Annotated in this window: 16 protein-coding genes; 6 read left to right on the plus strand and 10 right to left on the minus strand. The window is 72.8% G+C overall.

What is annotated here, in order from left to right:
* The 6 genes from SXIN_RS15745 to SXIN_RS15770 form a co-directional block, all read right to left on the minus strand.
* A complete protein-coding gene (locus SXIN_RS15745; RefSeq protein ID WP_095757129.1) occupies positions 1 to 789 on the minus strand; it encodes an ABC transporter permease in 789 nt (262 codons plus the stop codon).
* Position 790: 1 nt separating this feature from the next.
* Positions 791 to 1,798 carry an ABC transporter ATP-binding protein gene (locus SXIN_RS15750; protein ID WP_019707282.1) on the minus strand — a complete coding sequence of 336 codons (1,008 nt, stop codon included), beginning with the start codon at positions 1,796 to 1,798 and terminating at the stop codon, positions 791 to 793.
* A 72-nt stretch (positions 1,799 to 1,870) separates the two neighbouring features.
* On the minus strand, positions 1,871 to 3,304 hold the full coding sequence (locus SXIN_RS15755; protein ID WP_095757130.1) for an MFS transporter: 1,434 nt from the start codon (positions 3,302 to 3,304) through the stop codon (positions 1,871 to 1,873).
* A 171-nt stretch (positions 3,305 to 3,475) separates the two neighbouring features.
* Positions 3,476 to 4,123, minus strand: a complete 648-nt coding sequence (locus SXIN_RS15760; RefSeq protein ID WP_095757131.1) for a hypothetical protein — start codon at positions 4,121 to 4,123, stop codon at positions 3,476 to 3,478.
* 385 nt (positions 4,124 to 4,508) lie between these two features.
* On the minus strand, positions 4,509 to 4,877 hold the full coding sequence (trxA, locus tag SXIN_RS15765) for a thioredoxin (RefSeq protein ID WP_019707280.1): 369 nt from the start codon (positions 4,875 to 4,877) through the stop codon (positions 4,509 to 4,511).
* Positions 4,878 to 4,953: 76 nt separating this feature from the next.
* Entirely contained in the window at positions 4,954 to 6,675 is a 1,722-nt protein-coding gene (locus SXIN_RS15770; protein WP_019707279.1) for an aminotransferase class V-fold PLP-dependent enzyme, read from the minus strand.
* A 727-nt stretch (positions 6,676 to 7,402) separates the two neighbouring features.
* On the opposite strand from SXIN_RS15770, the gene SXIN_RS15780 reads away from it, so the two are divergent.
* The 4 genes from SXIN_RS15780 to SXIN_RS15795 all read left to right on the plus strand — a co-directional run bounded on the left by SXIN_RS15780 (position 7,403) and on the right by SXIN_RS15795 (position 10,588).
* On the plus strand, positions 7,403 to 8,080 hold the full coding sequence (locus tag SXIN_RS15780) for a peroxiredoxin (RefSeq protein ID WP_019707277.1): 678 nt from the start codon (positions 7,403 to 7,405) through the stop codon (positions 8,078 to 8,080).
* A gap of 290 nt (positions 8,081 to 8,370) precedes the next feature.
* Positions 8,371 to 9,654 (plus strand): type III sulfide quinone reductase, selenoprotein subtype, encoded by a 1,284-nt coding sequence (sqr, locus tag SXIN_RS15785; RefSeq protein ID WP_019707276.1) that lies wholly within the window; start codon positions 8,371 to 8,373, stop codon positions 9,652 to 9,654.
* A gap of 22 nt (positions 9,655 to 9,676) precedes the next feature.
* Complete coding sequence (locus SXIN_RS15790; protein ID WP_019707275.1) at positions 9,677 to 9,994, plus strand: TusE/DsrC/DsvC family sulfur relay protein; 318 nt, start codon at positions 9,677 to 9,679, stop codon at positions 9,992 to 9,994.
* 123 nt (positions 9,995 to 10,117) lie between these two features.
* Positions 10,118 to 10,588, plus strand: a complete 471-nt coding sequence (locus SXIN_RS15795; protein ID WP_019707274.1) for a DsrE/DsrF/DrsH-like family protein — start codon at positions 10,118 to 10,120, stop codon at positions 10,586 to 10,588.
* Positions 10,589 to 10,751: 163 nt separating this feature from the next.
* On the opposite strand, the gene SXIN_RS15800 is transcribed toward SXIN_RS15795, so the two are convergent.
* Complete coding sequence (locus SXIN_RS15800) at positions 10,752 to 11,705, minus strand: LysR family transcriptional regulator (RefSeq protein WP_019707273.1); 954 nt, start codon at positions 11,703 to 11,705, stop codon at positions 10,752 to 10,754.
* Between the two features lie 70 nt (positions 11,706 to 11,775).
* Here SXIN_RS15800 and SXIN_RS15805 point away from each other — a divergent pair, with 70 nt between their 5' ends.
* On the plus strand, positions 11,776 to 12,747 hold the full coding sequence (locus SXIN_RS15805) for a dihydrodipicolinate synthase family protein (RefSeq protein WP_019707272.1): 972 nt from the start codon (positions 11,776 to 11,778) through the stop codon (positions 12,745 to 12,747).
* Here the strand turns inward: SXIN_RS15805 and SXIN_RS15810 are convergent.
* On the minus strand, positions 12,690 to 12,926 hold the full coding sequence (locus SXIN_RS15810; RefSeq protein ID WP_019707271.1) for a GntR family transcriptional regulator: 237 nt from the start codon (positions 12,924 to 12,926) through the stop codon (positions 12,690 to 12,692). The genes SXIN_RS15805 and SXIN_RS15810 overlap by 58 nt on opposite strands.
* Positions 12,927 to 12,964: 38 nt before the next feature.
* Positions 12,965 to 13,201: a GntR family transcriptional regulator gene (locus tag SXIN_RS15815; RefSeq protein WP_019707270.1), complete on the minus strand. Its 237-nt coding sequence runs from the start codon at positions 13,199 to 13,201 to the stop codon at positions 12,965 to 12,967.
* A 402-nt stretch (positions 13,202 to 13,603) separates the two neighbouring features.
* Between SXIN_RS15815 and SXIN_RS15820 the strand changes: the two genes are divergently transcribed.
* Positions 13,604 to 13,969 (plus strand): hypothetical protein, encoded by a 366-nt coding sequence (locus SXIN_RS15820; protein ID WP_019707268.1) that lies wholly within the window; start codon positions 13,604 to 13,606, stop codon positions 13,967 to 13,969.
* A 170-nt stretch (positions 13,970 to 14,139) separates the two neighbouring features.
* Here the strand turns inward: SXIN_RS15820 and SXIN_RS15825 are convergent, their stop codons facing one another.
* Complete coding sequence (locus SXIN_RS15825; RefSeq protein WP_019707267.1) at positions 14,140 to 14,388, minus strand: GntR family transcriptional regulator; 249 nt, start codon at positions 14,386 to 14,388, stop codon at positions 14,140 to 14,142.
* Between the last annotated feature and the right edge of the window lie 240 nt (positions 14,389 to 14,628).

Consider the following 14,628-nt stretch of genomic DNA (forward strand, 5'->3'; position numbering starts at 1 on the left):
TCACTCCCAGCGGAACCAGCGGGCCGCGGCGACGACCAGGAGGAGCGCCCAGAGGCCGCTGACACCGAGGTGTGCCCAGTCCGGCCAGCCGCCGGCCGAGGCCTGGTGGAGGGCCTGCGCCGACGAGCCCAGCGGGGTGTACTCCACGACGGTCCGCAGCGTCCCGGACATCACCTGCACCGGCACCCAGACGCCGGCCGTGAACATCGCGGGGAAGAAGACCAGCGAGCCCAGGACGTTCGAGATCTTCGTGCTGGGCGAGACCGCCGAGATGACCGTGCCCAGGGCGAGCGCGCTGAGCGTCGCGGTGCCGAACGCCAGGGCGTATCCGAACGGCTGCTGCGGGAACGCGACGCCGTACGCGGTCCGGCCGACCACGAGCGCGACGGCGGCCGCGACGAGGATCGCGCCGAAGTGCACGGCGATCTGGGCCGTCAGCAGGCTCACGGGACGGGCCGGCGTGGTGGAGAGCCGGCGCAGGATGCCGCGTTCGCGGTAGCCGGTGAGCACGGCCGGCATGCTCTGCAGCCCCGCCGTGATGGTCGACAGCAGGACGACCGTCGGAACGTACAGGTCGATGACGCGCAGCCCGCCCAGATCCTCACCCGGCCTGCGGAAATCCGGGATGAGACCGAGGATGACGAGCAGCAGGGTCGGGAAGGCGATGATCCAGAAGATCGCCCCGGGCTCCCGGCGGAAGAGCCGCACCTCGGCTCTCAGGACGGCGAGGGACACGGTGCCGGACGGCGTGCGGGAGAGAGCGCGGGACAACGCTGCGGGTACGGGCATCTCACTGCGCTCCCTCGGAGGCGGCGGCCGGACCGGGCGGCCCGGCCGGGTCGGGTGTGCCGGGTGAGCCGGGCGAGCCGGGTGTGCCGCTCGCACCGGCCGCCTCCCGTCGTCCGGTGAGGTCGAGGAAGGCGTCGTCCAGCGTGGCGTCCACGATGCGCAGCCGCTCCGCCGTGACGTCCTCCCGGACGAGCAGCGCGATCAGCGCGTTCACGGTCTCGTCCGTCCCGCCGACCGTGATCCGGCCGCCCTTCTCCGCGACGGAGGCGGCCCCCGGCAGGGCCTTCAGCACCTCGTGGCCCAGCGGCCGCGTGGGGGTGAAGGAGATGAGCGTCGCGTTGGCGGCGTGCCGGATCAGCTCCGCCGGGGTGTCCAGCGCGACGAGGCGGCCCCGGTCGATCACCGCCACCCGGTCGCACAACCGCTGAGCCTCCTCCATGAAGTGGGTGACGAGCAGGACCGTGACGCCCGAGTCGCGGACGTCCTCGATCAGGGACCAGGTGTCGCGCCGTCCGCGCGGGTCGAGTCCGGCGGTCAGCTCGTCCAGGACGACGATGCGGGGATTGCCGATCAGTGCGAGGGCGATGAACAGCCGCTGCTTCTGGCCCCCGGAGAGCTTCTCGAACCGGGCGCCCAGATGGCCGGTGAGGCCGAGCCGTTCGCCGAGCAGCCGCCAGTCCGCCGGTGCCCGGTAGAAGGAGCCGTAGAGCTCCAGGGCCTCCCGGACGGTGAGCTTCGCCTGGAGCTCGCTCTCCTGGAGCTGGGCCCCGAGGATGCGGGTGATCTCGTCGTGGTCGGCCACGGGGTCGAGCCCCGCGACCCGTACGGTGCCACCGTCTGGCGTCCGCAGACCCTCCACGCACTCGACGGTCGTGGTCTTGCCCGCGCCGTTGGGGCCGAGGATGCCGAAGATCTCGCCCTCCTCGACGGCGAAGGAGACCCCGTCCACGACGGGTCTGCCCCCGTACACCTTGCGCAGCCCGTCCACCTCGACCATCGCCTCGACCATGGCAGCAGTTTCCCCGGCCCGGACCTCCGCGGCATCGTCCGCAGGTCCCGTTTCCGGTCCCGGACGGCCCCGTCAGGCGCGCGTGCGGGCCGGTGCGGGGGAGACGGCGGCCCGGGCCGGGGCGGGCGGGCGCAGGATGCCCGCGGTGAAGACGGCCGTCACACAGAACGCCACCGGCAGGAAGAACGTCAGGTTGAGCGGCATGAACGCGGTCATCGGACCGATGATCGCGGGTCCGGCCAGCATGCCGAGATAGCCGAGGCCCGCCACCCGGGAGACGTTGGCCCCGGAGGCGTCCTCGTCCACGTGGCCCGCCGCGCTGAAGAACTGCGGGACGCAGCCGGACAGCCCGAGTCCGAAGACCGTCCAGCCCGCCAGGGCGAGCGGCACCCAGGACGACAGCGCCACGGCCGTCAGCCCGGCCGCCGCCAGGCCCGCGCCGTAACGGACCACGAAGACGGGGCCGTACCGGGCCGCCACGCGGTCCGCCAACAGCCGTCCGAGGGTCATCGCCGTGGCGAAGGCGCCGTACGCCAGGGCGGCCGTGGCGGCGGGGGCGTCCAGCACGGTCTTGACGTGCAGCACGCTCCAGTCGTAGGCCACGCCCTCGCTGAGCATCAGGATCAGGGCCAGCAGGGCCAGTGCCCACACGCGGCGGGGCGGCCGCCGCTTCCCCGGCGGCGCGGGGGGTGCCTCCGGCAGGGGCGCGGGCCGCCGGGCCGGGGTCTGGTGAGGCAGGGGCGTCCGCGGATCCGCCGGGCCGTCCGCCCCGGGCGCCTCGACGCGAGCCGCCGCCCCGGCCGCCGCCCCGGAGGCCTTCCCGGCCTCCTCCGGGACGGTGCCGGTGTCGCGCGCGTCCACCGCGGAGAGCGTGCCCAGCCGCAGCAGGGTGGGCGCGGCGAGCACCGAGGCCACCGCGCAGAGGGCGCCGATGCAGCCGAGGGTGAGCGGCACGCTCCAGCCCCAGCTGATGGTGCGGGCGCCGGCCAGCGCCGCGAAGACACCACCGATCGAGAACACCGCGTGGAAGGCCGACATGACGGGGCGCCCGTATCCGCGTTCGACCTGCACCGCGTGGGTGTTCATGCTGACGTCCATACAGCCGTTGCCGAAGCCGAAGACGACCACGGCGGCGCCCAGCGCCCAGACGTTCTCCGCCAGACCGGGCAGCACCAGGGAGCCGCTGCACAGCACCGCGGCCACCGGCAGCGTGCGGTGGCTGCCGAACCGGTCGCTCAGCGGACCGGCGAGCTGCAGCCCCGCGAAGGCGCCGCCGCCCATGCACAGCAGCAGCCAGCCGAGCACGGCGTGGGAGATGCCCGCCCTGGCCTCGACGGAGGGGATGTGCACCACCCACACGCCCATGACGAAGCCGTTGAGCGCGAAGTACGCGAACGTCCCCCGGCGCGCCCGGCGCAGGAGCCGGCCCGGTGGGGTCCGTCCGGCGGCCGTTCCACCGTCCGTGTCCGGGCTCCCGCCGTCGTCGCTCCCGCTGTCCTTGCGCATGCACAGCAGGCTAACGCGCAGGTGACGGGCGCATGGAAGCGTGCCCACCCTGTGGACGGCGCCGCCGGGGCGCCGGCCGGTGCGGGTACGGAGCGGGGCCGCGAGTCCGGCGCGGGGCCGGTCGACCGGGACACGGCACGGCTCCGCGGGGCGTGGCCGGGGCGCGGCCGCTCAGCCCGTGGGCAGGACGTTCCCGCCCCAGCCGAGGCCGCCGGTGAGGTTCCCGGTGAGACCGCCGAGGACTCCGGTGACACCCTCCACGGTGCCGGACAGGGCGGTGCCGTCGCGGCTCTCCCCGCCCGTGCCCCCGGCCGGCCCGGCCGCGCGGGGCTCCGGCCCGGTGTCCGTCCCGGGGTTCGTCCCGGCGGAGGCGGGCGCCGAACCGGCACCGGACGCGGAACCGCCGGGTGCCGGGCCGCCGGGCTTCCGGCTGGTCCCCTCCGCCTTGCGCCCGGGGGCGGCGGCGTGCTCGCGGGCCCCGCCCGGACGGCTGTCCGGGGTGGCGGCCGCGGCGGCACCGCCGCGCAGGGAGCCGGTGCCCGGATCGTCCGCCACCGGCCGGGGCGCGGCGGAGGACGAAGGGGAGAGCCCGCCGGAGCGCGGCGACCCCGGCTCGGCGGGTGATCCCGCGGGGCTCGCCGGGAGGTCGGGCCCCCGGTCCTGGGCGGTGACGTCGGTGCGGGTCCGGGCCGTTCCGCCGTCACCGGAGGACGCGTGGAACGCCACGGCGATCGTCCCGGCCACGCCGAGTGCCGCCGCGGTCCGCAGGGCCGTGCTCCGCACGTGCCCCGCGGAGGTCTGTCTGCTGTGTCTGCCCATCGGACGCGCTGCCTTCCCCCGTTGACGTGAAACCGGGGTCAGTTAAGCGGATGGAATGTTTCTGCGGCGGTGCGATACCGGGTTGTGACGGGAAGAGGCAGCCAACCGATGCTCTCTGCCGCCCTGTTGACCGGGTCTGTGCGCGATTGATTGTTCCGTCACTGTTGTCCCGGGAACCGCGTTGTCTCGGGAACCGCGCATGGCACCGCACCGCGCGCCGGAATCGGGGGATGGTTCCGGCGGCGGTGCGGCGGTGCGGCGGTGCGGCGGTGCGGCGGTGCGGCGGTGCGGCGGTGCGGCGGTGCGGGGGCGTGACCTGTGATCCGGGTCCATCCCGGGCGGGACGGACCCGGAGGGGCGGCCGGTGCTCAGCCGCGGCCGGTGCTCAGCTCTGGCCGGCGCGGGCCGCGAGCTGCCGCCGTACGTCCTCCATGTCCACGGCGCGGATCTTGCCGATCAGCTCCTCCAGCGCGGGGGCGGGGAGGGCGCCGGGCTGGGCGTAGAGGACGGTGCGGTCGCGGATGGCCATCAGCGTCGGGATCGAGGAGATCTGGAACTCCGCGGCGAGTTCCGGCTGCGCCTCGGTGTCCACCTTGCCGAAGACGATGTCGGGGTGGCTCTCCGCCGCCTTCTCGAAGACGGGGGCGAACATCCGGCACGGTCCGCACCAGGCGGCCCAGAAGTCCACCAGCACGATGCCCGCGCTCGTGACGGTCTCCTCGAAGTTGTCCTTGGTCAGCTCAATGGTCGGCATGGGCCCGGCTCTCCTTCTCTCTATACCCACTGGGGTATTGCGGCGGGTATCCCTGCCAACAGGGGGCGGGGCGGATTCATTCCGGGCCCGCGCCCCGGTCCAGGCACGCCGGCGGCAGATGGAACCAGCGCATCCGTTCGAAGTCCTCGGGCAGTCCGGTCGGGCCGTCGTCCACGCCGTCCGGGCGGGAGGCGAAGAGACTCCGGGCCTCGTCGAGCCGGCCGGCGAGCGACTCCTCGCCCGCCCGGCGCCGCTCGTCGCGGACGACCGGCCGGCCCCCGGCGTCGTAGCCGAAGGAGGACAGCCGCAGCGGCGGCTCGGTGGCGGCGCGGCGGTGGTGCCAGCCGCCGGTGTGCGGGTCGAAGCGGTAGTCCGGCAGCAGCCGGTGGCCGTGGCGGGCGATCAGTTCCACGGCACGGACGAGGTAGTCGCGCACCGTCTCGGAGATGAAGTAGTTGAAGTTGATCCGGACCCAGCCCGGTTTGACGCCGTCGCACCCCCGGGTGATCTCGTCCAGGAAGGCGTCGGAGGCGGCGGTGTCGATGGCGAGCAGCCGGTGCCCGTACGGGCCGGCGCAGGAACAGCCGCCCCGGGCCTGGATGCCGAACAGGTCGTTGAGCAGCGCCACCACGTAGTTGTGGTGCAGATAGCGCTCGCCGTGCCGGATCCGGAAGGAGACGATCGACAGCCGCCGCACCCGGTGGTTGCCGAGGATCTCGATGGCGGGGTCGCGCTCCCAGCGCTCCAGCGCATACCGCCAGTGGCTCTCCTCGCGGGCCTGGATCAGATCGGTGCCGACCGCCTGCTTGAGCGCGAAGACGAGCCCGGCGCGGATCGACTCGACGATCGCCGGGGTGCCGCCCTCCTCGCGGACCACCGGATCGTCCAGATAGCGGTGGCCGAGCGGGCCGACGAACGCCACGGTGCCGCCGCCGGGCGCGGTGGGCACCGGATTGCGCACCAGTTCCCGCCGTACGACGAGGACGCCGGGGGTCTGCGGGCCGCCGACGAACTTGTGCGGCGAGAGGAAGACCGCGTCCTTGTGGTCGCCCGCGCCCGGCGCGCTCTCCGTGACGCGCAGCGGCACGTACGGGCCCGCCGCCGCGTAGTCCCAGAAGGACAGCGCGCCGTGGGCGTGCAGCAGGCGGGCGATGCGGTCGGTGTCGGTGAGGATGCCCGTGACGTTGGAGGCGGCCGAGAAGCTGCCGATCAGCAGCGGCCGCCCGGCGTGCCGGACCAGTTCCTCCTCCAGCCGGGCGGGGTCGATGTGCCCGTCGGCGTCCTCGCCGATGACCACGACGTCGGCCACCGACTCGCGCCAGGGCAGCTCGTTGGAGTGGTGCTCGTAGGGGCCGACGAAGACCACCGGACGCTCGGCGGGCAGCACCGCGGCGCTCGGCTGCTCCCGCAGGCCGAGGATGCCGACCAGCTTGTTGACGGCGGCGGTGGCACCGGAGCCGGTGAAGATCACCAGATCGTCCTCGGTGCCGCCCACGGCGTCGCGGATGACGCGGCGGGCGTCCTCGCGGAGGCGGGTGGTCTGCAGGCCGGTGCTGGAGCTCTCGGTGTGCGTGTTGGCGTAGCGGGGGAGGACGTGGTCCCGGATGAAGTCCTCGATGAAGCCGAGGGACCGCCCGGAGGCGGTGTAGTCGGCGTAGACCAGGCGGCGGGGGCCGTAGGGGCCGTCCAGCACCTCGTCGTCGCCGATGATGCCCCGGCGGACGCGTTCCAGCAGGGGCGTGGTGGGTGCCGGGTCCCCGGAGGGCCCGGACCGCCGGGCGGGCGGCGCGGCGGTCACGGTCTGAGCCCGTGGCCGGCGTGGCGTGCCGGGCCGTGCTGGGCCGCGTAGAAGGCGACGGAGCTGGGGCGGGCCGCCGCCGTCGGCTGCTCGGTGGCGCGGTTGTTTCCGGCGGTGCCGGTGGCTCCGTTGCCCCGGTGTGCGCCGGTGGTACCGCCGTCGCGGGCGGTAACGGCTCCGGACCGGGCGCTCCGCGGCGCCGGTGCGGACCGCGGTTCCGGTGCGGAGCGCCGTGGGGGTGTGGACTGTCGTGGAGCGGCGGACCGCCGTGGGGCGGTGGTGCCGGATGTCCTGGGGGTCACGGCCACGTCTCCTTCCGCCGTGCTGCTGAACGCCTGGCCTTCTCGCGGATGCGCCGGATCCCCGGGCGCGTCCGGGGGACCGTGCGGTCGGCCGGTGCCGGTTGGTACCGGTTCACCGGACGGGTTACCGGTTGCCGTGGCCGGAATCACCCCCGGCCCGGCCGGTTGGGCCGGACGGGCGGAACCGGACGGACGGGTGGGACCGGCCCGGCCGGTGCGGGGACCGTGCTCTCCAGTGCACCCCGGCCGGAATGGAACAGGCAGGGGCCTTGCGTACCGGGGAAAGGGCCGTTCGGCCCTGCCCCCACGGCTGGGACAGTAATACCCTCCCCCGTATCGGAAGGGTGTGGGAGTACTTGGGGTAACGCTCCCGTTCCCGTCCGGATTCCCGTTCGCCGTCCCGTACCACCGAGGAGTTCCCGACCATGACCGTCTCCGAGCAGCAGGCGCCCGCCGCGACCGAGGGGCGGCTCCCCCTCATCGGCGACCCGGCCCCGTACTTCGAGGCCGACAGCACGCACGGCACCGTCAAACTCACCGACTACACGGGGAAGTGGCTGATCCTCTTCAGCCACCCCGCGGACTTCACCCCGGTCTGCACCACCGAGTTCATCGCGTTCACCGAACTCGCCGACGAGTTCGCGGCCCGCAACGCGGCCCTGCTGGGCAACTCGGTCGACTCGGTCTTCAGCCACCTGGCCTGGGTCCGGGCCATCGAGGAGAAGCAGGGGGTGCGCATCCCCTTTCCGATCATCGCCGACCTGGACATGAAGGTCTCCCACGCCTTCGGCATGCTCCACCCGAACACCTCGGGCACCTCCGCCGTGCGCGCGGTCTTCGTCATCGACCCGGAGCAGACCGTCCGCGCGGTGCTGTACTACCCCATGAACGCCGGGCGGATGATCCCCGAGATCCTGCGCCTCGTCGACGCCCTGCAGACCTCCGACCGCGACCAGGTGTCCTGCCCGGCCAACTGGCAGCCGGGTGACGACGTGGTGGTCGGCGCCCCGAGGACGCAGGACGAGCTCGACGCCCGGCTCACCGACGACAGTGTGAAGCTCGCCGACTGGTACCTCGCGACCAAGCCCGGCGCGAAGGGCTGAGCCGGGCGGCCGGCCGCCGCGGGGCCCACGCGCTTCGCGCCCGCTTCCGCCTCCGCTCCCGCCGGCCCGCCGCGGCACGACCCCGGGGCCCGGCCGTTCCCCCGCGGCCGGGCCCCGGCGCGTCCCGCCGTCGTGCGAGGTCCGTGCCGGCCTGTGCCGGCCTGTGCCGGCCTGTGCGCCGGCCGGTGCGCCGACCCGGGACCGACCGCCTCCGGATATACCCCTATGGGTACCCGCCCGGGGACCAAAGGCCCCTCACCCCGCCCCGGCCCCCGCACGACAGTGGAGGCATGAACAGGCGCATCGTGATCCTCGGAAGCGGCACCGCCGGAACACTCACGGCCAACCGGCTGCGGCGGCTGTACGACAGGAGCGAGTACGAGATCGTGGTCGTCGACCAGAACGACGAACACGTCTACCAGCCCGGACTGCTGTTCGTCCCCTTCGGCCTCGCCGAACCCCACGCCCTCGTCCGCCCCCGCGGACGGCAGCTGCTGGACGGGATCGAGTACCGCCGGGCCGAGATCGACCAGGTGGACCTGGATGCGGACCGGGTCCGCTTCACCGACGGCGACTCCCTGGGCTACGACGTCCTGGTCGTCGCCACCGGCGCCGTCCTGCTGCCCGAGGAGACCGAGGGCCTTGTCGGCCCTGCCTGGGGCAAGCAGGTGCACACCTTCTACGACCTGCCCGGCGCCACCGCCCTCCACCGGGCGCTGGAGGAGTTCGAAGGCGGCCGGCTCGTGGTCAACGTCGCCGACCTGCCCCTCAAGTGCCCTGTCGCACCCCTGGAGTTCTCCTTCCTCGCCGACTGGTACTTCCAGCGCCGCGGCATCCGGGACAAGGTGCAGCTCACCTACGTCACCCCGCTCGACAGCGCGTTCACCAAACCGGTGGCGGCCCAGGCGCTCGGGGGGCTGCTGAAGGAGAAGGGCGTCGAACTCGTCACCGAGTTCACCCTCGGCTCGGTCGAGATGGACGAGGTGGAGTCCGGCCCCGGCGGAGGCGGCCGGCTGGTCTCCTACGACGGCACCGAGGTGCCGTTCGACCTCGCCGTGGTCGTCCCGCTGCACGGCGGCGCCCCGTATGTGGGCCGCTCCGAAGGGCTCGGCGACGAGCTGAACTTCGTCCGCGTCGACCAGCGCACCCTGCAGTCCAAGGCCCGCCCGAACGTCTTCGCCCTCGGCGACGCCGCCGGGCTCCCCGCCTCCAAGGCCGGCTCGGTCGCCCACTTCGAGGGCGAGGTGCTCGTCCACAACATCGGCCGCCACCTGGCGGGCGAACCGCTGGACGGCTCGTACGACGGCCACACCAACTGCTTCATCGAGACCGGCTTCCACAAGGCGCTGCTGATCGACTTCAACTACGAGACCGAACCGCTGCCGGGCCACTACCCCGCGGCCGTGGGCCTGCCGCTCCTCAAGGAGTCGCGCGCCAACCACCTCGGCAAGCTCGCCTTCGAATGGCTCTACTGGCACAGCCTGCTGCCCGGCCGCGACCTCCCCGGTATCGGCTCGGCCATGCCGGAACACGGCAAGTCCCGGCCCGCGGACGCCGCCCACCCCGCCGCCTGACCGCACCGAACGGAGAACAGCCATGACCACCACCACCTACGCCGGTACCCCGGTCGTACTCGACGACGAGGGCTTCTTCGCCGACCCGGACCAGTGGACGGAGGCGATGGCCCCGGAGATCGCCAAGGAGCACGCGATCGACGAACTGACCGACCGGCACTGGAAGGTCCTCACCTTCATGCGGGCCGAGTACGCCGAGAAGGGCACCGGCCCCACGGTCCGGGTGCTCGGCAAGGCGTCGGGCGTGAGCGTCAAGGAGCTCTACCAGCTCTTCCCCAAGGGCCCGGCCAAGACCGCCGCGAAGATCGCCGGCATCCCCAAGCCCAAGGGCTGCATCTGACGCCCCGCAGCCGCCGCGCCGGCCCGTCCGCCCCGCACACCACGGCCCGCCGGCGCGGCCACGGCCCACCGTTCCACCGGCCCACGGGCCGTACACCGACTCACCGATACAGGAGAACCCGCGATGACCACCGCCACGCTGGAGAAGGTCTCGATCATCGTCTCCAAGGGATCCCTGGAGGGGATCTACCCGGCCCTCATCATGGCCAACGGCGCCCGCGCCGAAGGCATCGAGGCCGATCTCTTCTTCACCTTCTTCGGCCTCGACGCGATCACGAAGAAGCGCTACGAGCACATCAAGTTCGCCACCGTCGGCAACCCCGGACTGCACCTCCCGACCGTGGTCGGCGCCCTCCCCGGCGCCCCGGACATGATCACCCGGCTCATGGAGCGCCGGATGGCCAAGCTCGACATCCCGCCCATCCCCGAGTTCATCGAGATGATCAGCGACACGGGCGCGGGCCTCTACGCCTGCAAGGCGTCCGTTGACCTCTTCGAACTGGAGAAGGACGACCTCATCGACGAGGTCCAGGGCGTCATCACCGTCGGCGACTTCTACAACCTCGCCGCCAACGCCCAGATCATCTACACCTGAGGGCAGCCGCCCATGACACCCACCCCCGAGGACGGCCCGGCCGGCACGCGACCCCCACGTACCGGCCGGGCCCCGCGTTTCCGGGCCTGCGCGTCCCGGTAAGCCCGGCCCGCACTCCGGGCACCCTGCCGACCGGGATCTCCGCGAGTACGGGATCCGCGACTCAACGCACCGAAGCGGCCCGTGAGGAGGCACCGCCCATGTCGCTCACCGCTGTCCGCGCCGCCGCCACGAATGCCGCGATCGCCGGGTGGGTGCCGCCGCCCGCACGGAAGGCCACCTTCGAACGGCGGAAGAGGGGCAGCCGGGTCAGGACCACGTCCCCGGGGGCGTGTGCGGTGGCCATCTCCGGTACGAATCCGGCGCCTTGCCCGATGGCGGCCAGCGCCAGGACCGTACGGAAGTCGTTGACCTGATGGCGGATGCGCGGCTGGAATCCGGCCGCCTGACAGGCGCGTACGGCCATCGCGTGACCGGTCGTGCCGTCCCGGGCCGTGATCCACGGTGACGCGGCCCACGGCCCGAGCAGCTCCGCCAGCGTGTCGCCACGGGCGGCAGGACCGGTGGCGGGAGCGCCGCCGGTGGCGCCTCCCGTGGCCAGGTACATCGGCTCCTCCAGCAGAGGCACCTGGCCGACCGTGGTGTCCGGTGACGCGGGCACGAAGTCGTAGTCGTGGACGAGGGCCACGTCGAGTTCGCCGGCGCGCAGGCCGTCGGAGACCCGCGCCGAGTCGATCTCCCGCACCATCGGTTCCAGCGCGGGATGCCGCCGGGCCAGTTCGGCCAGCGCGGCGGGCACGATCGCGGGGCCGCCGGAGGGGAACGTCCCGATCCGCAGCGGCCCGCGGATGCCCTCGCGTGCCCCGGCCAGCTCGGAGACCGCCAGTTCGAGGCGTTCGAGGACGGCATCGGCGTGGGTGACGAGGGCGCGGCCCGCCGGGGTGAGCACCACCCGTCTGCCACTTCGTTCCAGCAGGGGCACGCCCGCCTCGCGCTCCAGCACGCTCAGCTGCTGGGAGACGGCCGAGGCGGTGAAGGTCAGCGCCTCGGCGACGGCCGCGATGGTGCCACGCCGGTCCAGTTCGCGCAGCAGGTGGAGACGCCGGAGATCGAGCATAAGGTGAGCTTACGCATGAGCGAAGAAACCTGAACTGGATCTACCGGGTTTCCCCGGTCAGGCTGGACGTATGAAGCCCGAAGCACAACTCACCGGTCTGTTCGTCCCCTTGGTGACTCCGTTCACCGACGACCTGCGCCTCGCCCCGGACGCGCTCGCCCGTCTCGCCGACGAGGCGCTGTCGGCCGGCGGCGCCCGGGGGCTCGTCGCCCTGGGGACCACCGCGGAGGCGGCCACGCTGACCACCGAGGAGAAGCGGGCCGTGGTCCGTATCTGCTCGGCCGCCTGCCGGGCACACGGAGCTCCGCTGATCGTCGGCGTCGGCACGAACGACACCGCCGCCGCCATCACGACACTGCGGGAGCTCGCCCGGAGCGGTGACGTCGACGCGGCGCTGGTTCCCACGCCGCCCTACACCCGGCCCGGCGAGGCGGGAGCGCTGGCGCACTTCACGGCACTCGCCGAGCACGGGGGTCTGCCGCTGGTCGTCTACGACATCCCGTACCGCACCGGTCAGTCCCTCGGCACCGGCACGCTGAACGCGCTCGGGCACCTGCCGGAGGTCGTCGGGGTCAAGTACGCGACCGGTGCGATCGACGCGGCCGCGATGGCACTGCTCGGCTCCCCGGCCCCGGGCTTCGCGGTGCTCGGCGGCGACGACGTCGTCATCTCGCCCCTGCTCGCGGCGGGCGCCCACGGCGGCATCCTGGCGTCGGCCAACGTCCGCACCGCCGACTACGCCGAGCTGATCTCGCTGTGGCGGCGCGACGCCGCCGGACCGGCCCGCAGGCTGGGAGCCGAGCTGGCCCGGCTGTCCGCCGCTCTCTTCGCCGAGCCGAACCCGACCGTGATCAAGGGGGTGCTGCACGCCCAGGGCCGCATCCCCAGCCCGGCCGTCCGGCTGCCGCTGCTGGCCGCCTCCGCCGATTCGGTCCGGCAGGCGGCAGCCCTGGCCACCGCCGGGACCCACCGGGGTGTACGGGTTCAGTGTGGGAGCTCGTCCACCACAAAGGTCCCCAGCCCGACCTCCCCGCGTGTGTAGCCCTCCTCGCGGACGTACCGCATCGCCTTGGCCGCCGTGGCGTTGACGACTCCGAACTCTTCGGCGATCTCCAGCGTGGACGGCACGCGGCTTCCCGGCGGATAGGTCCCGCCCTCGATCCGCCGGATGATCTCCGCTGCGATCTGTCGCCACAGCGGGCGTGTGCGGTCGAGTTCCATATGCTCAGCGCACCTGCCTGTGTTTCTGATGTCCGGGCTCAGCGTGGCAGGTCGTCCACCACGTACGTACCCATGCCCTTTTCGCTGCGCGTGAGCCCTTCCCGCCGGACCGCCTCCATGGCTCGCTGAGCGGTCGAGTTCACCACGTCGAACTCATTGGCGATCTGCACCACGCTCGGAATTTTCGTGCCCGGCGGATACTCCCCGGACCGGATGCGCCGGATGATCTCAGCGGCGATCTGTGGCCAGGCTGCGCGCGTGCGGTCAATCTCCATGGAGCAAACCTCAGTACACCGAAGTGGCCTCCGCATCCTGAGTGCACCTCGGTATACTTCGGTGTGCCTCTCTTTGGAGGGACCCCGGCGGCAGCGGCGAACTGCCCCGGGGCGTGGCCGATCACGCTAGGAGTGACCGACAGTGCGAACCCTAATCCCCTGGCTCCTGGGGCTTCTTTTCCCCCCGAGTGGTAAGCGACGGGCGCCGCTCACCCGCCTCACGCCGGCACGGCCGGCCCCGCAGCCCACGCCCGGGGCCGAGCCCCCGCACAGCGAGGGAATCCCATGGGCGTGCCCCTGCGTGCTGGCGTATCGCCGCGCCCAAGAAAGGCGGCCGCAGCGGGACAGGCGTACTGCCCTCGTGACGTCGACCATTGGGATCGACTACAGGGAGCTGACCGCGTGAGCGAAGCGCTGCGCAGGCTGCCCTGGAACGGGCCGGAGGGAAAGCCGGCCATGCTCCCCGACGGAAACCCCGACGGCCCGCTGTCGCGGCTGGCCGATTACATCGAGGCGCAGCAGATGGCGGCGGCCGAGGCGGTGGTGGGTCTCGCGCGCGACATGCTCGATTCCGGCGACGAGTTCAGCACCGGTGAACTGACCTACGTGGCGCGCCGTCTCGTGGAGTGCCTGACCGATGTGCTGGGCGTGGCGCGGTCGCGCGGTGAACGGCTGCCCTGCAATCCGCTACCGCTCGACGGGCCGCTGACCGGGCCCCTGAGCGAACAGGTAGGTGAGGCGTTGAGGGGAGGCCGGAGCGGCCGCTGACGACGCACCCCCGAAGACGGCCCGGCCGGGATGCCACCCCAACGCCCCGGCCGGGCCTCCCGGCGGCCGAATATTGGGTTGCCCGATGAGGCGCGGCGCCTCGCGGAGTACCTGGCCCCGGGTGGGCCCGCCGGGCCGAGGGCTTTTCGGGCACCCTCCGGCCTGTGGTTCTAACGAGGCCCGCTCACGTACCGGCCACGCTGCGGGACCACGAAGATCACGCCATCGGTGCTGAGCACTTCCAGCGCACGCCGGACCGTGGATCGAGCAAGGCCGTACTCCTGCACCAACTGTGTTTCCGAAGGAATGGCACGGCCTGGCTTCCAGTCGCCCCGCGCAATGCGGGCGCGCAGAATCTCGGCAAGCTGCCGGTACGGCGTCAGTGGTGCGCCGTGGTCGATCTCCGTGTCGGGGTCCATGGGACAAGCGTGCCGCGTCTGTCTTTGTTGGCGCGATACGTCCGGATACACATCGATGCAGGGCGCGGTACCGCCGGGGTGGAAAGGGACTTACTCGGGCGTCTCGTTTTCTCGTACAACCCTTCGAGTTCACCCGGGGTCTTCTCTGCGTCAACTGCCGCCCGCCCGGGGAACGTCCGGGCTGGGAAGCGCGGTCCGGCACCCACTCGACTGCGGATGCGTCGCGCATCCCGCATGCAC

Source organism: Streptomyces xinghaiensis S187 (genome assembly GCF_000220705.2).
GTDB classification, from domain to species: Bacteria; Actinomycetota; Actinomycetes; order Streptomycetales; family Streptomycetaceae; genus Streptomyces; species Streptomyces xinghaiensis.